This is a genomic window from Hydrotalea flava (assembly GCF_001623405.1).
Taxonomy (GTDB): domain Bacteria; phylum Bacteroidota; class Bacteroidia; order Chitinophagales; family Chitinophagaceae; genus Hydrotalea; species Hydrotalea flava.
Genome location: NZ_LUHG01000039.1, coordinates 233,305 through 252,407 on the forward strand (window position 1 = coordinate 233,305; position 19,103 = coordinate 252,407).

Here is a 19,103-nt window from a genome sequence, read left to right on the forward strand (position 1 = left end):
ATGTTCTTGTTTCTGTAAAATAGAAAAAATCAATCATCATGTCGCTTCAAAAAGAAATAAAAAAAATAACCACCCACACTTTACAAAAAATGAAATCCGGTGGAGAAAAAATATCCATGCTTACTGCTTACGATTATTCATTTGCAGGCATTTTTGATGCAGCAGGAATAGATGTAATATTGGTAGGCGACAGTGCCAGCAATGTAATGGCCGGTCATGAAACTACATTGCCTATAACACTTGACCAAATGATTTATCATGCAGCCTCCGTTATCAGGGCAGTGCGCCGTTCGTTGGTTGTGGTAGATCTTCCTTTTGGAACCTACCAGTCTAATAGTGATATTGCTTTGGCTTCAGCCATTAGAATTATGAAAGAAACCGGCGCCCATGCCATAAAATTAGAAGGCGGTGAAGAAGTGCTTGAAAGTATTCAAAGAATTGTAAAAGCAGGTATTCCGGTAATGGGGCATTTAGGTTTAACCCCGCAAAGCATTTACCAGTTTGGCACCTATGCAGTTAGGGCTACTCAAAATGAAGAAGCAGAAAAACTGAAAAATGATGTATTGCTATTGCAACAGGCTGGTTGTTTTGGCATTGTATTAGAAAAAATACCGGCCCAATTAGCCAAAACAGTAACACAATCTGTTCAAATTCCTACCATTGGCATTGGTGCAGGCCCTCACTGCGATGGGCAGGTATTGGTAATGCACGATATGCTGGGCATTAATACAGAATTTAAACCACGTTTCTTAAGGCAGTACCTCAATTTACATGAGCAAATTACACAGGCAGTTCAGCAATATATTCAGGATATAAAAACCAATGATTTTCCAAACAAAAATGAGTCTTATTAAATTTTTACCGACAGATTGAATATTTCACCCGAAAAAAATGAACAGACTGAAACTACTGATTAGCTTTATATAAAGCAACCAACTGTATGCAAACGGGTTCAAAAAAATTCATTATTGTTCTAATACATATTGTTGCATGGATTTCATTTTTCATGCTTCCCTATATTTTTGCTCCGCAGCCAAAAGATATTCCCCAACAAGTTAGTCGTTATATCATTACACTGTTTATCACCATCAACCTTTTTTTGCTGGTATTTTATTATTTAAACACCTTGTTGTTTATACCCAAACTACTTTTTAAAAAGCAATGGATTATTTACATATTACTCATTGCTATTTGTTTATACGGATTTTTAAATCTGCCACGGCAGTTAGCATTGTGGATGAACAATACCACTGAAACAAAAATCAGAACTGAGCTTAGAAGGGATTTAAAAAAAGCTGACTCTCTTAATTTTAATATACAACAAAAGGGAGTAGGTGATAAAAATTCCACTCCGGCCCCATCTATTCCCAAAAGAAGATCCAGCAGGTATTTTCCGGGAAGTTATGCTGTTTTTTTATTAGTATTTGCTGTAGGTACCAGCATTTCTGTACTGCAGCAATGGCTAAAGGTAGAGCGTACCAAAGAAAAAATTGAGAAAGAGATGTTGCAAACAGAACTTTCGTTTCTCAAATCACAAATCAATCCCCATTTCTTTTTTAATACACTCAACAATATTTATTCATTATCCATTACCGGAAGCGATCAAACACCTTCTGCCATATTAAAACTTTCGGCCATAATGCGTTATATTTTAGCCGAAACTAAAAACGATTGGGTACCTCTGCAAAATGAAATTGATTTTTTGAACGATTATATTGATTTGCAGAAAGTCAGACTTACACAGAGTGTAGCATTAACCTTTACAGTAAATGGCAATATCAGTAATCAACGTGTTGCCCCCCTTATTTTTATTCCATTTGTAGAAAATGCATTTAAATATGGGGTAAGCACAATTGAGCCGTCATTTATTCATATTAATATTGCCATTCAGAACAATACTATTATTTTTTCTGTCAAAAATTCCATTGTTTCTAATGCAGGTAATTCGCTAACAGAAACAACAGGAATTGGAATAAAAAATGTGGAAAGAAGACTTACCTTACTTTATCCGGCCAAACATGAGTTGAAAATAAAAAATGAAAAAAATATATTTAGTGTAGAATTAACACTCGTGCAGGTTGTTTAAACATTTTTTAGCTATCTAACCATAGTTTAAAACAATTAAATTTTCATTTGAAAATACAATATTCAACATCAAAAATATATGCATATGAAATGTATTGCTATCGATGATGAACCCCTGGCACTCCAAATTATTTCTCAATACTGCGAAAAAATACCATTCCTACAGTTAGAAAACATTTTTACCAATCCGAATGATGCTCTACAATATTTGTCAGAAAATAAAATGGATTTGTTGTTTTTGGATATTCAAATGCCCGATATCAACGGATTGCAGTTATATAAAAATTTAACCAATAAGCCATTGGTAATTTTTACCACCGCCTATAAAGATTTTGCTGTAGAAGGGTTTAATGTAGATGCAATTGATTATTTATTAAAGCCCTTTGATTATAATCGCTTTTTAAAAGCAGCTTACAAAGCAAAAGAATATCAGGAATTTTTATCTTCTCAGGAACTACAATTAAATTCTATTTATGTAAAGGTGAATTATGAAATGATGAAAATTAATTTGAAGGATATTGAATTAATTGAAGCATTGGATGATTACATCAAAATTCACATAAAACCCTACCCTGTATTAACTTTAATGACCTTAAAAAGTATGCAGGAAAAACTTCCAGACAAAGAATTTGTGAGGGTACATCGCTCCTATATTGTACCCATTAGCAAAGTTGACAAATTCAATAAAAATAAAATTTTTGTAGCCGGTAAAGAAATACCCATTGGCAGTAGCTATTCAGATGTATATGATTTATTATTGAGCCGTCAGCTACAATAAGTTCTCCGATATTTTCTTCCCATTCACCTATCAAATTATAAATTTATTAAAGTTGCTTCGAATTTTACATTTGTTTCAAACTGTTTTATTTTCATGCAGGGTTACATTGAAAAGGTATTGCTGATTGATCACAATCCGGGCAATACCTTTTTTATTTTTACATTTATCTTACCTTGCAGTCCTTAAATATTTATCATGGACTTTATCAGATTGCTGCATATAGAAAAAACCAATCCGGGTACATCGACCGGTTCAGAATGGATAAAAAGTTATGGTGCTGAAATAGAAAGCTTTACACCTGTTAATGGCGCTTCAATTGCTGCTGTAATTAGCACCGACAAAGAAGCTTATGAAGCTGTTGTGCATAAAGCCGCTGCAGCATTTAAAATTTGGCGTAACTGGCCGGCACCTAAAAGAGGCGATGTAGTTCGCCAAATTGGTGATGCAATAAGATTGAATAAAGAAAATTTAGGCAAATTAGTGAGTTATGAAATGGGAAAAAGTCTGCAGGAGGGCTTGGGTGAAGTGCAGGAAATGATTGATATCTGCGATTTTGCCATTGGCTTATCACGCCAGTTATATGGCTTAACCATGCACAGTGAACGGCCTAACCACCGTATGTACGAACAATGGCATCCGCTGGGTGTGGTGGGAATTATTTCCTCTTTTAATTTCCCGGTGGCTGTATGGAGTTGGAATACCGCCATTGCCTGGGTATGTGGAAATGTTTGCATTTGGAAACCAAGTGAAAAAACACCGCTTTGCAGCATTGCCGTTCAAAAAATAGTAGCTGAAGTTTTTGCAAAAAATCATGTACCAGAAGGCGTAAGTTGTTTGATACAAGGTGATAAAACTGTTGGAGAATGGATGAGCCATGATACCAGAATTCCTTTAATCAGTGCCACAGGCTCTACCAGAATGGGAAAAGCTTTGAGTACAGCCATAGCAGCAAGGCTCGGAAAATCAATTCTTGAATTAGGAGGCAATAATGCCATTATTATTTCGCAACACGCAGATTTAGATATGGCTTTACGCGGCTGCCTTTTCGGCGCCGTTGGCACAGCCGGCCAACGTTGCACAACAACGCGTAGATTAATTATTCACGAATCGGTATATGAAACATTTAAAGCCAAACTTGTTGCAGCTTACCAGCAACTTAAAATTGGCAATCCATTGCAACCCGAAAATCATGTAGGACCCTTAATTGACAAAGCTGCCGTACAACATTATTTACATGCTATTGACCAATGTATACAACAAGGCGGAAAATTTGCAGTGCCCGGAGGTGTTGTAGAAGGTACTGGATACGAAAGTGGTTGTTATGTAAAACCCTGTGTAGCCGAGGTACAACCCGGTATGCCCATCGTTCAACAGGAAACCTTTGCTCCTATTTTGTACATCATGCCTTATACCAATTTAGAAGATGCCATTGCTATACAAAACAACGTACCACAGGGCTTATCTTCTGCGATCATGACTTTAAACCTGCGTGAAGCTGAAGCCTTTTTATCATATGCCGGCAGCGATTGCGGCATAGCCAATGTAAATATTGGTACCAGTGGTGCTGAAATAGGCGGGGCTTTTGGTGGAGAAAAAGAAACCGGAAGTGGCAGAGAAAGCGGAAGCGATGCCTGGAAAGCCTATATGCGCCGACAAACCAATACCATTAACTGGGGAACCCATTTGCCTTTAGCACAGGGCATTACTTTTGAATTATAATAATTATGCCACTTATTCATGTAGCCGAACTACCTGTTAAAGAAATTGTTCCGGGTTATAAAGCACAGTTCATACATACCGGAACCAATACATTTTCGTATTTACAGGTTACTGCCGGTAGTAAATTAGGCCTGCACCACCATCCGCACCAGCAAATTGCACATGTATTACAAGGTACTTTTCAACTAACTGTTGATGGAATTGAATATACCTTACAGCCGGGCGAAGTAATGGTCGTTCCACCTAATGTACCACATGCCGGTTTAGCCATTACCGATTGTAGCTTACTGGATGTATTTTATCCAGAAAGAGAAGATTATAAAAAACTGTAAATGCAGCTTTTTACTTAACATTTAGCTAAATCGCATTGTACTGTTGCCCTTTTTGCAGGGATAATCAGACATTTGCTAATGGTAGTTACCCAATTGTAATCAAATTACTGCCTTTTATTTCTACTGTATCGCTTAAAATGCACCCCAATGAACAAACGTTATTGCCTCGTTTTATTTGTATCTATTTTTATCAGTTTCACAGCCCCCGCACAAATGGGCGATGTACCTAAAGGCTGGCATTTGATGGATGCAACTAAAGACAAATACTATGGCATTAGTTTAAATGAAGCTTATCAATACCTGAAAGCTAATCACATCAAATCAACGCCCGTTATTGTAGCTGTTTTAGATTCTGGTGTAGATACCACCCATGAAGACCTGAAAGGCATTTTATGGCATAACCCCAAAGAAATTCCTGGCAATGGCATTGATGACGACCACAATGGATATGTAGACGATGTATATGGATGGAATTTTCTAGGGAATAAAAATGGAGAAAATTTAAAAAAAGCCGGAGATGAACGATCCAGAGTATTTTATCAGTTTAAAAATCAATTTTCAGGTAAGAATATTGACACTACCCAATTCAGTCAAAAAGACAAATACGAATACCGAATTTGGAAAATGGCAGCCGATGAAATGAATAAAAGCAACGACGATCAAATGGAAATTGCTTTTTTAAACTTCACCCTGAACTCTATCAAAAAACACGATTCTTTAATACAAAAAGAAATGGGCACTAAAGTATACAATTGTGCCCAGTTAGAAAGCTTTGAACCTACTACGCCTGAAGGGAAAAAAGCCAAATTCGGGTATCTTACTTTAATGAAAATGGTAGGAATTGATCCCGATGAAAAGAATACAGCAGTAATCAGCGAATTAAACGATTATATTGAAGGAAAACAGGATGCACTCAATGAAAAAGATACACCACCCATTAATTACCGCAGCAAAATAGTTCAAGACAATTATAACAATATTCAGGATAAATATTATGGCAATGCAGATGTAATGGGCCCCGACCCCATGCATGGCACGCATGTAACCGGCATTATTGCTGCACAGCGCAACAATGGCATTGGTATGGATGGCGTTGCAGACAATGTAAAAGTAATGATGGTAAGAGTTGTTCCCGATGGGGATGAATACGATAAAGACATTGCCTTAGGCATTTTTTATGCTGTAAATAATGGAGCCAAAGTAATCAATATGAGTTTTGGGAAATCTTATTCGCCCCAGAAATATTGGGTAGATAGTGCCGTAAAATATGCCGAACAAAAAGATGTTTTAATTGTGCATGCTGCCGGGAATGAATCGGCAGATATAGATACAAAAGAAAATTATCCCAATCCTCATTTTCTATTTCAAAACAGTACAGCCAATAATTTTATTACAGTAGGCGCCAGCAACGACCCGTCAATGGGTCAGGGTATGGCTGCAGATTTTAGTAACTATGGAGACAAAGAAGTAGATGTATTTGCCCCGGGTGTAAAAATATATTCCACCTTACCCAAAAAAAATGAATACGGCAATTTACGGGGAACCAGCATGGCAGCTCCTATTGTAACTGGTCTTGCTGCAATGATTCGATCTTATTTTCCGAATTTAACTGCAGTAGAAGTAAAACAAATTATCATGGCTTCTGTTCTGCATCCTGATAGCACACTAGCCGACTTTAAGCCCGGAACACAACAAACCATTCCTTTTGCAGCTCTTTCAAAAAGTGGGGGTATTATCAATGCTGCCCATGCAGTAAAACAAGCAGAAGATTTGGGAAGGAAATGGGCTGCAGAAAAATCGAGTGCCGATAAAAAAACCGCTACGCAACTGAAATAAAGATATTATTCACCCTACAATCATCGTATATGAGCAGACCACTCCCCCGAGAATATCCTTCTTATTATGAAGATTATATTCAACAAACAGCAGGTTGCAATAACCTGAAAGAACTGGTTACAACATTCAGCCATTCCATCATTCAGTTCTTTTCAGGTATTCCGAAGGAGAAAGAAAATTTTATTTATGCTCCTGGCAAATGGACACCGAAAGACATCCTGCAACATATTATCGATACAGAACGTATTATGGCGTATCGCATGCTCACCTTTGCAAGATCAGACAACAAAAATTTACCCGGCTTTGATGAGCAATGGTACGCTGAAAGAGCGATAGCCAATAACAGAAGTTTAAAAAATTTGTTGGATGAATTTATTGCACTCAGGCAATCTACCGATTGTTTTTTGCAATCACTGCCAGAACCAACGCTCTCATTATCGGGAACTGCTAATAATTATCCCATAACAGTAAATGCCATCGGCTTTATCATCTTTGGGCATTTGCTGCATCACCAGCGGGTTTTAGAAGAAAAATACTTGCAGTAAAGCTTTTTTTAATACCATAAACACCCGTATAAGCATTACAAAAACCTTATCTTCGCATCCTAAATAGCTACGTATGAATTTACATGAATTTCAGGCGAAAGAATTATTGAAAAAATACAATGTACCCGTTCAAGACGGTATGGCGGTAGATACAGTAATGGCTGCTGAAGAAGCATACAGACAAATTAAAACACAAACCAATAACAATTTTGCGGTTGTTAAAGCGCAAATACATGCCGGCGGTCGCGGAAAAGGAAAAATTGTAGGCTCTGAGCAAAGAGGAGTTGCCGTTGCCAAAAGTGCAGAAGATATTACCAATATTGCCAAAAATATTTTAGGTGGTACATTGGTTACCATACAAACAGGACCTTTTGGGAAAAAAGTGAATAAAATTTTTGTTGCCCAAGATGTTTACTATCCGGGCCCCAATCCTGTAAAGGAATTTTATTTATCGGTTTTATTAGATCGTACAAAAGGCCAAAATGTAATTATGTATAGCACCGAAGGCGGTGTTGATATTGAAGAAGTAGCCCACAAAACTCCGGAAAAAATATTTAAAGAATGGGTGCATCCTTCCGGTGGATTGCTTCCTTTTCAGGCCAGAAAAATTGCCTTCAATTTTGGTTTAACCGGCGAAGCATTTAAAAATTGCGTAAAATTTGTAACCAATTTATACAATGCATATGTGGGATTGGAATGTTCCATGCTAGAAATTAATCCACTCTTCAAAACCAGCGATGATAAAATAATTGCGGTAGATTGTAAAATGAATTTGGATGATAATGCTTTAATGCGCCATTCAGATTTAGCAGCCTTACGCGACATTACAGAAGAAGATCCTACAGAAGTAGAAGCCGGCCAATACAACTTAAATTTTGTAAAATTAGATGGCAACGTTGGTTGCATGGTAAACGGGGCTGGATTGGCGATGGCTACCATGGATATGATAAAATTAAGCGGTGGTGAACCTGCCAACTTTTTAGATGTAGGTGGAACTGCCAATGCCCAAACCGTTGAGGCTGGGTTCAAAATCATCATGAAAGATCCCAATGTAAAAGCCATTCTTATCAATATTTTTGGTGGCATTGTTCGCTGTGATCGGGTTGCTGCCGGAGTAATTGAGGCTTATAACAAATTAGGCAATATTCATATTCCCATTATTGTTCGCTTACAGGGAACCAATGCTACAGAAGCCAAAAAATTAATTGATGAAAGCGGACTGAAAGTTCAATCTGCCATTGAATTAAGCGAAGCTGCTGCTTTGGTAAAAAAAGCAGTTGCATAAATATATTTCAAATTATTGTAAACGTTGGATGGTTTTGCTGTCTAACGTTTTTTTATTGTGCTGCATACAATTTCACTTCACAAATAGCGCTGAAAGCATACCTTAATCCTGATTGCACTTCCACACATTCATATCGCTTTCTTCGTTTATGCCCCTTTTTAAATAACCGGCCATTTTCAGTAATAAAAACTGCACCCTCCGGCACATGCGCCAACAGCAACACATCTGTTGTTGAAACTGTGTTATATTTTCGTAATACAATCAGCAATTCTGTTTCGCCATTTGCAGTAGCTGAAGGATTGCGAATGCTTTTCTGTAATGCCAACGCAATATCTTCGGGAAATACCTGCTGTTCAGTAAAGCGAAGCAATAACTTGCTGTAAAATTGTTTCCATTCTTTACCATGTGGCTCTACCCTATGGCCAAACGCTTCAAATGTAAGTAAATGCGCCAATTCATGTAAAAGTGTTATCAAAAACTCATATTTATTCAAATTTCCATTAATAGTAATGGAATGATTTCTGTGTTGCGATGCATGCCTGTAATCGCCCAATACCGATTTTCGTTTTCGGGTAATGGTTAAATGCACTTTATAGTGGTTTAAATAATCTACAACAGGTTCAAAACAGCCTTCGGGTAAGAACTCCGCCAGTATATGCATTGGATGTTGCGTAACAGCCATATCTATTTGTTATTTCCATTAATTTTAGCCGCAATAGATACTTCTAAAAAAGTATACACCAAATACAAAACCATACCCACAAAAACCGCATAAACACTTCTGTTTGGGCCGGCTAATACCAAATATAAAATAGCTGCACCTCCCAACACCAATAATTTCATAAGGGTAACCAGCATTACATTACCTACCGATGCCAAGGGTGTTTTTTTATGCGAAGCCTGTAAATGCAAGGCAAGACTTAATATGCTGATTACAAATAAAATACAATTCGCAGCAAATATAACCCATACATCTATTTGATGCGTATACATCAATTTTCTAAAGAAAATCAGCAAACTATTCACCAATACAAATAAAAAAAATAGAGGCAAAATACTTTTGGAGAATGATACGGGGTTTTGTTGTTGCATACTATTTCTTATTTGTGTCTTTAATAACTTTTATAATCAGGGTAATAATAACAATTAAAGGCAATAGCCACACCAATAAAGGGAAAGCAAATGAAAATTTTACATCCATCCACCAACCCAAATACACTGCAATAGCAATGGCAATCATCAATTCGCCGGTAAGTGCGGCATATTGCAATAATAGTTTTTTATTATTGGGAAGCCTGCTCATTCTTTAATTAACTCTTGTTTAGGAATCATTAAACTGGCGGTATCTTTCTGTGCAGGCATATTACCCGAAAGCACTTTTTTCAGATTTTCTAAATACTGATCTTTATATTGAATAGATTTCTCTAATGAATCGGTACGCATTTGCAAAAGTTGTAATTCTGTTCTGCTTTCCCTTGAACCATAACCGGGAATGTAATATTTTAGCGGGGTAAAAACAATCAGCGCTACCGTTAAACTAATCAATAAAACAAATGCAGTACTAAAAACAACATATACACTTAAACGTGATAATTTAAAAGTTACCAGCTCTTCATAAGTATCATCATTAATTAATACAAGCCGGTACTGATTTCTTAATCGTTTAAAAGTGTTGGTTTCAAAAGTTTGTTTTGCCATGCTACAAAATAAGGTTAAAGGTACATAACAAGGGCTGTTTTGCCACATTTGTTAGAAAATACCTGTACTTTTAAACAGTTTAGATTTGTGTTGAATTATGCCTATGAAGCAGAAGTATTTTTTGATGTGGTTTCTTTTCTTCCCTGCCCTGCTGTTTTACCAGCCCAAGGTATTGGGACAACCCAATACTACCATTAATTTAGATAAAGAAAAACCCGCTCAATACCAGGATCGGCAACTGGCTTCTGAAAAAACAGGCGAAAAAAAAATAGGATTTGTAAAGCGTACTTATCAGGATATGGTAAGCCATTACAACTATTTTTTTAATGCCAACAATAAATTAAGCCATATTATTGAACTGGCACAACAAATGCATACGGATGATTATAGTAAACTTCTGCCATTCTATAATTACAGCCTTTCGGTTACTGCTTTAGATAAGCGGGATATTGATTCCATTATTTACAAGTGTTATGCAGGTATTCTGTTACATGATTTAAGATCTGACTGGGTAGATGATTTTTATTTGTTGCTGGGCAAAGCTTATTTACTACGACAAAATTTTGATTCTGCCGCAACCGTTTTCCAATACATCAATTACATATATGCACCAAAAGATGATGGATATGATATTCCAATAGGTAGTAATGTAAGTAACCAACAAGGTATTTTTACCGTTGCAACCAATGAAAACAGAAGTCTGCTGAAAAAAATTATCACAAAACCAACCACCCGGAACGACAGCTTCATCTGGCAAATCAGAAATTATATAGAAAGCAACCAATTAGACAAAGCCACCGGTTTAATAGCTATTTTAAAAGCCGATCCTTTCTTTCCGAAAAGATTAGAAAAAGATTTGTTTTTGCAGCAAGCTTATTTGTTTTATAAACAAAATATGCACGACAGTGCTGCTACCTATTTAAGCAAATCCGTTTCAGTAGCTTCCAATAAACAGGAACAGGCAAGATGGGAGTTTTTAACCGGCCAGCTTTTTCAATTGGCATATCAAAACAAACCCGCCATCCAGGCATTTGAAAAAGCCATCCATCATACCATTGATCCCTATCTGGAAGTGTATGCCCGCCTGAATATTGTGGCACTTTCTGATACTGCAAATGGCAATCATTCATTGCAAAACAATTTGAAACAATTGTATCAATTGGCCAGAAGAGATAAATATGCTGATTACCGAGATATTATTTATTATGCTGCAGCTTCGCTTGAAATTAAACAACAGCATTTTAAAGAAGGTATCAATAATTTATTGAAAAGCATTGTATTCAGTGTTAACAACCCAGCACAAAAGCAAAAAAGTGTGTTATTACTGGCATCAACAGCCTACAATATCCGCCAATATCCGCTTGCTTCATTATATTATGATAGTGTGCAGGTTAATCAGTTAGATTCTTTCCGGCAAAATGAAATTACTACCCGAAAAAAAGCTTTAAAAATTATTACGAAAAATCTGGCATCGCTCCATTTACAGGATAGTTTATTGCAACTAAGTAATTTGAATGAAGCGGCGCGGCTGGCTGCTGTAAAAAAATTATACCGCCGATTACGCAAAGAGCAAGGCCTGGCAGATGAAAAGGAAGAAATTGATTTTGGCAGTACCAATTCCACCACAAACGCAGCAAGCAGTGGCTTATTTGGCAGTACCACCACAAATAGTGCCAGTGATTTTTATTTTGCCAATACTGCACTTAAAACACAAGGTTACAAAGAGTTTAAACAAAAATGGGGTAACCGGCCCAATGTAGATAACTGGCAACGGCAATCTGCCATTAACAACAGCATGCAGTTGAACAATAATAATGTAACTACAACAGCCAATGCTACCGCAGAGGCTGCTAAAACCAATGCAGCCAATGCCTTAACTTTAAAGGGCATGTTAGATAATATTCCCCTTACTGAAAAACAAATTGGAGATGCACATAATACAATTATTGACGACTTATATAAAAATGCGCAAACTTTCCAAAACGATTTAGAGAAATATCCTGACGCAGTAGATGCTTATGAAACCCTTATGAAACTGTATCCGGAAAACAAATATGAAGAGCCCGTTTTATTCAATCTGATATACTGTTACAACCAATTGGGTTTATTGGCAAAATCAGACTCAGTAAGGAAAAAATTAATGCTTGCTTTCCCGAATGGCATCTATGCTGAAAAAATAAAGAATACAGGTAAACCCACCATTCAAGACAAAGCAACGGCACAATACGAACATATTTATGATTTGTTTATTGAAGGAAATTTTAAGCAGGCATTAGCGGAAAAAGAGCAGGCCGATAAAATATTTGGAAAAAATTACTGGAGCCCGCAATTAATGTACATTCAGGCCGTATACGATGTAAAACAAAAAAATGACAGTACTGCCATCCAAACTTTGGAAGCATTGGTACACCAGTTTCCCCAGTCGCCAATGGTTGAAATGGCCAATACCCTCATTAGCGTAGTAAAACGTAGAAAAGAAATTGAAAATTATTTAACCAATTTGGTGATTGAAAAAAATGAAGACAATGTTGTGGGCAATATTGACCTACACCCGCCCACCATTGCAAAAATACCTGTTAAAAAAATAGTAGATACTTTATCAACACAAATCCATAAACAATTAGATACCACTGCATTGGTTCAGGTACCCGTTAGCAATCCGGTAATACAGGCTGTAAACAATTATGTATTCAACCCGGCCGATTCGCAATACATTGCGGTAATATTACATAAAGTTGATCCCGTTTTTGCCAGTGAAGCCAGAAATGCATTTTACCGTTTTAACTTAGAAAAATTTTATACACTTCATTTAAAAGTTACCGAAGAAAAATTAAATGATTCAACCGCAATTGTACTAATTGGCCCATTTGAAAATGCCGGAGATGCAGTTGATTATTTAGACAAAACCAAGCCAATGGCTACCGGCAGAATAATACCTTGGCTTAAACCTGATAAATATGTTTTTAGTATGATTAGTCCTTTAAACTTACAGTTGTTGCATACTAAAAACAATATTACAGATTATATTCAGTTTATGAAAAACACTTTACCCGAGAAATTTTAACTACTTAGCAGGGTAACATCTGCCGTAGATGCTTAGTTTTACAACCTTAACCATACCTTGTTTATGTTGCGTTCAGTAAAAATATTTTGGAAAGCCTTTTTTATAGCTGTTGCTGCTTTTATTTTATTTCTCCTGCTTTGTAATTGGGGTGTTTTCGGAAAAATGCCCTCTATTGAAGATATTCAAAATCCTTCAGCCTCATTATCCAGTCAGGTATATGCGCAAGATGGTACCTTAATGGGTAAATATTATTTAGAAGATAGAGTAAATGTTGATTATAAAGATATTAGCCCCAACATAGTACATGCATTGGTTGCAACAGAAGATCAGCGGTTTTATGATCATAGCGGAATTGATTTTATTTCGTTATTGCGTGCCTTAAAAGGATTGGGTCGCGATGGCGGGGCCAGTACTATTACTATGCAAACAGCCAAAAACTTATTTACTGAAAACTGGGCAACTCGAAATTTTTTACTCCGTGCCATACAAAAAGTTAAAGAGTCAATCATAGCCGTAAAATTGGAAAGAAATTTTACCAAAGAAGAAATCATTAATCTGTATTTGAATACCGTTGCTTTTGGCGATAATGTTTTTGGCATTCGCAATGCCGCTAAAACCTTCTTTCAAAAAGAGCCGGATCGGGTAAATGTAAATGAAGCAGCCGTTTTGGTGGGCATGATTAATGCGCCTACATTATACAATCCCAGACGCAATCCCAAACAGGCTTTAGAACGCCGTAACCTGGTTTTAAACAGAATGGTTACCAATGGTTATTTAACAGCACAGGATGCGGCAAAAATTAAAATGGATCCTATTGAATTAAATTATAAAAAATTAGATGAAACAACAGGTTTGGCTCCTTACTTCAGAATGATTCTGGGCGAGTACATGAAAGTATGGTGCAAAAACCACAAAAAAAGTAATGGTGATGAATATAATTTGTATACAGATGGTTTAAGAATTTATACAACCCTCAATCCACGTATGCAAATCTATGCCGAAGAAGCAGTAGCCAAACACATGAGCTACATGCAGCAAATTTTAAATCAACAAACCAACATAAAAAAAGGAACTGTATGGGATGGGCATCAAAACATTTTGGAATCGGCCATGAAACAAAGTGACCGCTGGCGTAATTTGAAAAAAGATGGGATGAATGATGCAGACATAAGAAAAACATTTTTTGTGCCTACACAAATGCGGGTTTTTGCCTGGAATAATAACCGGGAAAAAGATACGACCATGACGCCAATGGATTCTATTAAATATTCCCGCCAAATGATGCAGGCCGGTTTTATGGCATTAGACCCTTTAAGTGGTGAGGTTCGTGCATGGGTAGGTGGCATTGATTTTAAAACCTTCAAGTTTGATCATGTGAATTACAATACCAAACGGCAGGTGGGCTCTACTATTAAACCATTATTGTATAGTTTAGCTATTGAAGATGCCGGTTTTACACCAAATACAATTGTGCAGGATGTTCAACAAAGTTTTGGTGCATATGGAATGGTGCCTGCTACTTCCACCTCTTGCACCGGAGCCTCTATTCCTATGGCGCAAGCCCTTGCATTTTCCAGAAACTGTGCCACTGCTTATATTATGAAGCAGTTAGATCCCAAGGGCAATAATGCAGCCATCCGTTTTGTTGATTTTTTAAAAAACAAATGCGGCTTACAAACCAATATAGAACCACACCCCTCCATTGCTATTGGTGCATGCGAAATTTCATTGTATGAAATGATGCAGGCATACAGCATGTTCCCGGGAAGAGGATTCAATGTAAAACCACTATTTATTACCCGTATTGAAGATAGAAATGGCAATGTTTTGGAAAATTTTGCACCCATAAGAAAAGAAGTCATCAGCGATATTACTGCTTATTCTGTCATTAAAATGATGGAAGGTGTGGTTGAATTTGGTACGGCCCGTGGCCTGAAAATGCAATTTGATGTTAAAGGGAATATTGCTGGCAAAACAGGAACTACCAATGATAACAGCGATGCCTGGTTTATGGGCTACACACCGCAATTATTAGCAGGTGCCTGGGTAGGGTGCGATGATCGGTTTATACACATCAATAGCAGTAGCTATAATGGGCAGGGTGCACGTGCTGCCATGCCTATTTGGGGCTATTTTTATGAAAAAATTTTAAAAAATGCAACCACTTTAGGCATTGATGCAAATGTTGACTTCTCTAAACCGGAAGGTATGACCAACGACATTGAATTGGATTATACCAATCCCACACCCAATGTGCCTATTGGTGTTGAGGGCGACCAGCAATTAATGGGAAATGGCACCTCTCAGGATTATGTACCAGCCAATATTAAACCGGAAGATCTGGCACCCGAATCACAAATAGATACCAATAAATTACCGGAATTATCACCCAATAAAAAAAATAATAATATATTTAAATTACCTGCTCATCAGCAACCCATTCCAAAAGCTATTTTGCCCAAAAAAGTAGGAGGAAATCATTAATGTAATTAAGAAAACAAATTTTAAATATTTTTTCCGGTTAACATGGGTACAAAAGAAAATAAATCAAACGATTCTTCTTTGCAGGCATCGGCAGAAACTTTGGTAATGCGCAGCATTCTTTGAGAAGCACCTTCATCAACAGGTATTACCATTATTCCGCCTACTTTTAATTGTTCTATTAGTTTAGGAGGAATAAATGGCGCCGCTGCTGTGATGAGAATTTTATCGAAAGGTGCAAAAGTTGGCAGGCCTTCAAAGCCATCGCCAAAAAAGCATTTGATATTGGGGTATTTATTTTTAAAACTAAACTGCTTATTTAAATCAAATATTTTTTTCTGCCGTTCAATAGTATACACCCAGGCACCCATTTCGGCCAATACACAAGCCTGATACATACTACCGGTACCAATTTCCAATACTTTATCCGATTTTTTTATTTGTAATAATTGTGTTTGATATGCAACTGTATAAGGTTGAGAAATGGTTTGACCTTCAGCAATGGGAAATGCACGGTCTTCATAAGCAATTTTATCGAAAGCAGAATCTAAAAAATAATGACGTGGTACATTTTGTAACGCTAATAAAACAGCCTCATCGGTAATACCTTTTTGTTTTATCAGTTCTACCAACTGTTTACGCAGTCCTTTGTGGCGATAAGTATCTTCAAACTTTCTCATAAACCATACAAAGCTAATAGTATCGGCACATTTTAAAGCATAAATTCATTACATGGGGAAATTAAAATGCCGTGCATTTTTTTTGCACAGCATTTTAAGAAAAGTTGTTTGAGAAACTGCTTCCCTTTTATGGAATATTTGTTCACACTGTAAAAGCTGCAGTTAAGCGTATTAAGACAATTGCATGGATGCAATGATACCCGAAATTTTTTGCTTCAGTTCTTCTAACTTTTTGTCAAATTCATTTTTATTGGGAAGCCTAGTATGTACACTAAAATAGAATTTTATTTTAGGTTCTGTACCCGATGGTCGGGCCGAAATTTTGCTGCCATCTTTAGTAATAAATTGCAGCACATTGCTTTTAGGTAGTTGAATTGCCCATTGCTCACCTGTTAATAAATTAGTGCCTTTTTGTGATTCATAATCTAACAATGTTACTACCTGACTATTATTAATGGATTTAGGTGGATTAGATCGGTAACCTTCCATCATTGCAGCAATCTCTTTCTGGCCATCCATTCCCTTTTTGGTAATACTGATTAGGTTTTCATAATAAAAACCATATTGCATATACAGTTCAATCAATTTATCAAACAAGGTTTTACCTTGTTGTTTTTCATAAGCTGCCATTTCACATAATAAAGCTACGGCACTGATAGCGTCTTTATCACGTATCTGGTTGCCAATCATTAATCCAAAACTTTCTTCGCCACCAATTACATAGTTTTCTTTGCCTTCTTTTTCTTTTATTAATTCAGCAATCCATTTAAAGCCTGTTAATACATTGTAGCAAGCTACATTATTTTGACGGGCAACTTCATTAATCATTTCAGTGGTTACAATTGTAGTGATCACCATATCATTGGGCTGTGCAATTCCCTTTTTTCTGCGGGCTTCAATCAAATATGCAAAAGCCAGTACTGCAGTTTGGTTGCCATTCATTAATACCCATTCGCCTTTGTGGTTTTTTACACCAACGCCTACCCTGTCTGCATCCGGGTCGGTACCTAACAAAATATCTGCATCTAATGCTTTTGCTTTTTCAAGGCCCATTCGCATGGTTTCACTTTCTTCCGGATTGGGATAAGCAACTGTAGGAAAATTGCCATCGGGTGTGGCTTGTTCTTCCACAATATGTACATTGGTAAATCCGAATGCCGATAATGCAGCAGGTACTAATTTAATACCACTGCCATGTATGGGCGTATAAACAATTTTAAGGTCTTTTTGCTGTTGTATTACTTCCGGATACACACTCAGGCTTTTCACCATTTTCAAATACTGTTGATCCATCTCTGCGCCAATTATGGTAATATTGGCATTACCTCCACTCCATTTCACATCATCAATACTTTGGATGGCTTCCACCTCTTTAATTACGTTTTTATCGTGTGGTGGTACCAATTGGCCGCCATCATTCCAATAGGCTTTATAACCGTTGTACTCTTTTGGATTGTGTGATGCGGTACATACCACGCCTGCATTACAGTGTAAAGAACGAACTGCAAAACTCAGTTCCGGTGTTGGGCGTAAATCTTCAAACAAAAACACCTTAATACCATTGGCTGCAAAAACCTGTGCTGTTGTTTCGGCAAAAAAACGGCTGTTATTTCTACAATCATGTGCAATGGCTACCCGTATGGTTTGGTTTGGATAGGTTTTCATCAAATAGTTGGCAAAACCCTGAGTGGCCATTCCAACCGTATATTTATTCATTCTGTTGGTACCTACACCCATAATGCCACGCAGGCCACCGGTACCAAACTCCAAGTTTCTATAAAAAGCTTCCATCAGCTCATTGGGATGGTGGTTAATCAATTCCTGTACTGCGTTTTTTGTATCGGCATCGTAATTTCCATTCACCCAGCTGCGGGCTTTTTCTAAAATAACTGTATCCATGTTATAAATTTTAAAGATGGGATTTTGGCATTTGAATATACCGCACTAAGATAGAAAAAATGGATTATAATAAATAGGCTCCTTTTATTTGATGATCATCCATTTCCACAACAATATGTTCCTGAAGTGTAGTAGCAAGAGAAAGGCCAACATAATCGGGTTTTATCGGAAATAATTTATGCATTCTTTCTATCAATACCATGGTTTGTATACGTTTAGGGTATTGTTGCAATAATGGTTTTAATGCATATAACAAAGTTCTGCCCGTATTAGCCACATCATCAATTAACAAAATACATTTGCCATTTGCAGAAAATGGAACATCTAATTTTATTTCTTCAGGTTTTTGTTTATTCATGGCAATACCATTTACTTCCACTTTTTGTTTTAAATAGGGTTGTATAAGTGTAGCCACCATATTTGCCATTATATAGCCATTGTTCCGTATACCTATCAAAACAATATCTTCCGGTTCATCCCCCAAATTTTCGGCCACTTCTAATGCCAGCCGCTCTAATTTGAATTGAATAATTTGTTGCGATAATATTTCCTTCTTTTCTTTCATTCACGCTTAATTTAATGCATTATAGTTTGTATGATCTTATAACTTTTAAAAAAATTATTCAGCTATCTGTTTATCAAAATTCGAATTAATTTGTTGGATTTGACAGTTCCTAAAAACTTTTTTGAAAAAAATTTCT

General features: G+C 36.7%; 17 protein-coding genes. 10 read left to right on the forward strand and 7 right to left on the reverse strand.

Annotated features, from left to right (window positions below; translation table 11 throughout):
• The first annotated feature begins 38 nt into the window (after positions 1-38).
• The 8 genes from panB (at position 39) to sucC (ending at position 8,580) form a co-directional block, all read left to right on the forward strand.
• Positions 39-854, forward strand: coding sequence for a 3-methyl-2-oxobutanoate hydroxymethyltransferase (gene panB, locus A0F92_RS02945; RefSeq protein WP_068241472.1), 816 nt, complete (start codon positions 39-41; stop codon positions 852-854).
• Between the two features lie 152 nt (positions 855-1,006).
• Positions 1,007-2,086: a sensor histidine kinase gene (locus A0F92_RS02950; RefSeq protein ID WP_167516767.1), complete on the forward strand. Its 1,080-nt coding sequence runs from the start codon at positions 1,007-1,009 to the stop codon at positions 2,084-2,086.
• 84 nt (positions 2,087-2,170) lie between these two features.
• Entirely contained in the window at positions 2,171-2,863 is a 693-nt protein-coding gene (locus A0F92_RS02955; protein ID WP_167516768.1) for a LytR/AlgR family response regulator transcription factor, read from the forward strand.
• A gap of 195 nt (positions 2,864-3,058) precedes the next feature.
• The gene (gene amaB, locus A0F92_RS02960; protein ID WP_068241478.1) at positions 3,059-4,582 is read left to right on the forward strand and encodes an L-piperidine-6-carboxylate dehydrogenase; all 1,524 of its coding nucleotides are present in this window, start codon (positions 3,059-3,061) and stop codon (positions 4,580-4,582) included.
• Positions 4,583-4,587: 5 nt separating this feature from the next.
• Complete coding sequence (locus A0F92_RS02965) at positions 4,588-4,914, forward strand: cupin domain-containing protein (protein ID WP_068241480.1); 327 nt, start codon at positions 4,588-4,590, stop codon at positions 4,912-4,914.
• A 147-nt stretch (positions 4,915-5,061) separates the two neighbouring features.
• Complete coding sequence (locus tag A0F92_RS02970) at positions 5,062-6,750, forward strand: S8 family peptidase (protein WP_068241481.1); 1,689 nt, start codon at positions 5,062-5,064, stop codon at positions 6,748-6,750.
• A gap of 29 nt (positions 6,751-6,779) precedes the next feature.
• Positions 6,780-7,295 (forward strand): DinB family protein, encoded by a 516-nt coding sequence (locus A0F92_RS02975; RefSeq protein ID WP_068241483.1) that lies wholly within the window; start codon positions 6,780-6,782, stop codon positions 7,293-7,295.
• Positions 7,296-7,368: 73 nt separating this feature from the next.
• On the forward strand, positions 7,369-8,580 hold the full coding sequence (gene sucC, locus A0F92_RS02980) for an ADP-forming succinate--CoA ligase subunit beta (RefSeq protein ID WP_068241485.1): 1,212 nt from the start codon (positions 7,369-7,371) through the stop codon (positions 8,578-8,580).
• Positions 8,581-8,632: 52 nt separating this feature from the next.
• Here sucC and A0F92_RS02985 read toward each other — a convergent pair whose 3' ends face one another.
• The 4 genes from A0F92_RS02985 to A0F92_RS03000 are packed head-to-tail and all read right to left on the reverse strand — an operon-like array spanning position 8,633 to position 10,278.
• Complete coding sequence (locus A0F92_RS02985; protein ID WP_068241486.1) at positions 8,633-9,262, reverse strand: SprT-like domain-containing protein; 630 nt, start codon at positions 9,260-9,262, stop codon at positions 8,633-8,635.
• A gap of 2 nt (positions 9,263-9,264) precedes the next feature.
• Positions 9,265-9,672 (reverse strand): hypothetical protein, encoded by a 408-nt coding sequence (locus A0F92_RS02990; protein WP_068241488.1) that lies wholly within the window; start codon positions 9,670-9,672, stop codon positions 9,265-9,267.
• A gap of 1 nt (position 9,673) precedes the next feature.
• A complete protein-coding gene (locus A0F92_RS02995) occupies positions 9,674-9,883 on the reverse strand; it encodes a hypothetical protein (RefSeq protein WP_068241490.1) in 210 nt (69 codons plus the stop codon).
• Positions 9,880-10,278, reverse strand: a complete 399-nt coding sequence (locus A0F92_RS03000) for a hypothetical protein (RefSeq protein WP_068241623.1) — start codon at positions 10,276-10,278, stop codon at positions 9,880-9,882. Before A0F92_RS03000 ends, A0F92_RS02995 begins: the two co-directional genes overlap by 4 nt.
• 103 nt (positions 10,279-10,381) lie before the next feature.
• Here A0F92_RS03000 and porW point away from each other — a divergent pair, with 103 nt between their 5' ends.
• Together porW and A0F92_RS03010 are read left to right on the forward strand one after the other, a co-directional pair.
• Positions 10,382-13,342: a type IX secretion system periplasmic lipoprotein PorW/SprE gene (gene porW / locus A0F92_RS03005; protein WP_167516769.1), complete on the forward strand. Its 2,961-nt coding sequence runs from the start codon at positions 10,382-10,384 to the stop codon at positions 13,340-13,342.
• A gap of 63 nt (positions 13,343-13,405) precedes the next feature.
• Positions 13,406-15,826, forward strand: coding sequence for a penicillin-binding protein 1A (locus tag A0F92_RS03010; RefSeq protein ID WP_068241493.1), 2,421 nt, complete (start codon positions 13,406-13,408; stop codon positions 15,824-15,826).
• Positions 15,827-15,846: 20 nt separating this feature from the next.
• On the opposite strand, the gene A0F92_RS03015 is transcribed toward A0F92_RS03010, so the two are convergent.
• The 3 genes from A0F92_RS03015 to A0F92_RS03025 all read right to left on the reverse strand — a co-directional run bounded on the left by A0F92_RS03015 (position 15,847) and on the right by A0F92_RS03025 (position 18,967).
• A complete protein-coding gene (locus A0F92_RS03015) occupies positions 15,847-16,503 on the reverse strand; it encodes a protein-L-isoaspartate(D-aspartate) O-methyltransferase (RefSeq protein WP_068241495.1) in 657 nt (218 codons plus the stop codon).
• A gap of 171 nt (positions 16,504-16,674) precedes the next feature.
• On the reverse strand, positions 16,675-18,402 hold the full coding sequence (locus A0F92_RS03020) for a phospho-sugar mutase (protein WP_068241496.1): 1,728 nt from the start codon (positions 18,400-18,402) through the stop codon (positions 16,675-16,677).
• A gap of 64 nt (positions 18,403-18,466) precedes the next feature.
• The gene (locus A0F92_RS03025) at positions 18,467-18,967 is read right to left on the reverse strand and encodes a phosphoribosyltransferase family protein (protein WP_068241498.1); all 501 of its coding nucleotides are present in this window, start codon (positions 18,965-18,967) and stop codon (positions 18,467-18,469) included.
• Positions 18,968-19,103 lie beyond the last annotated feature (136 nt).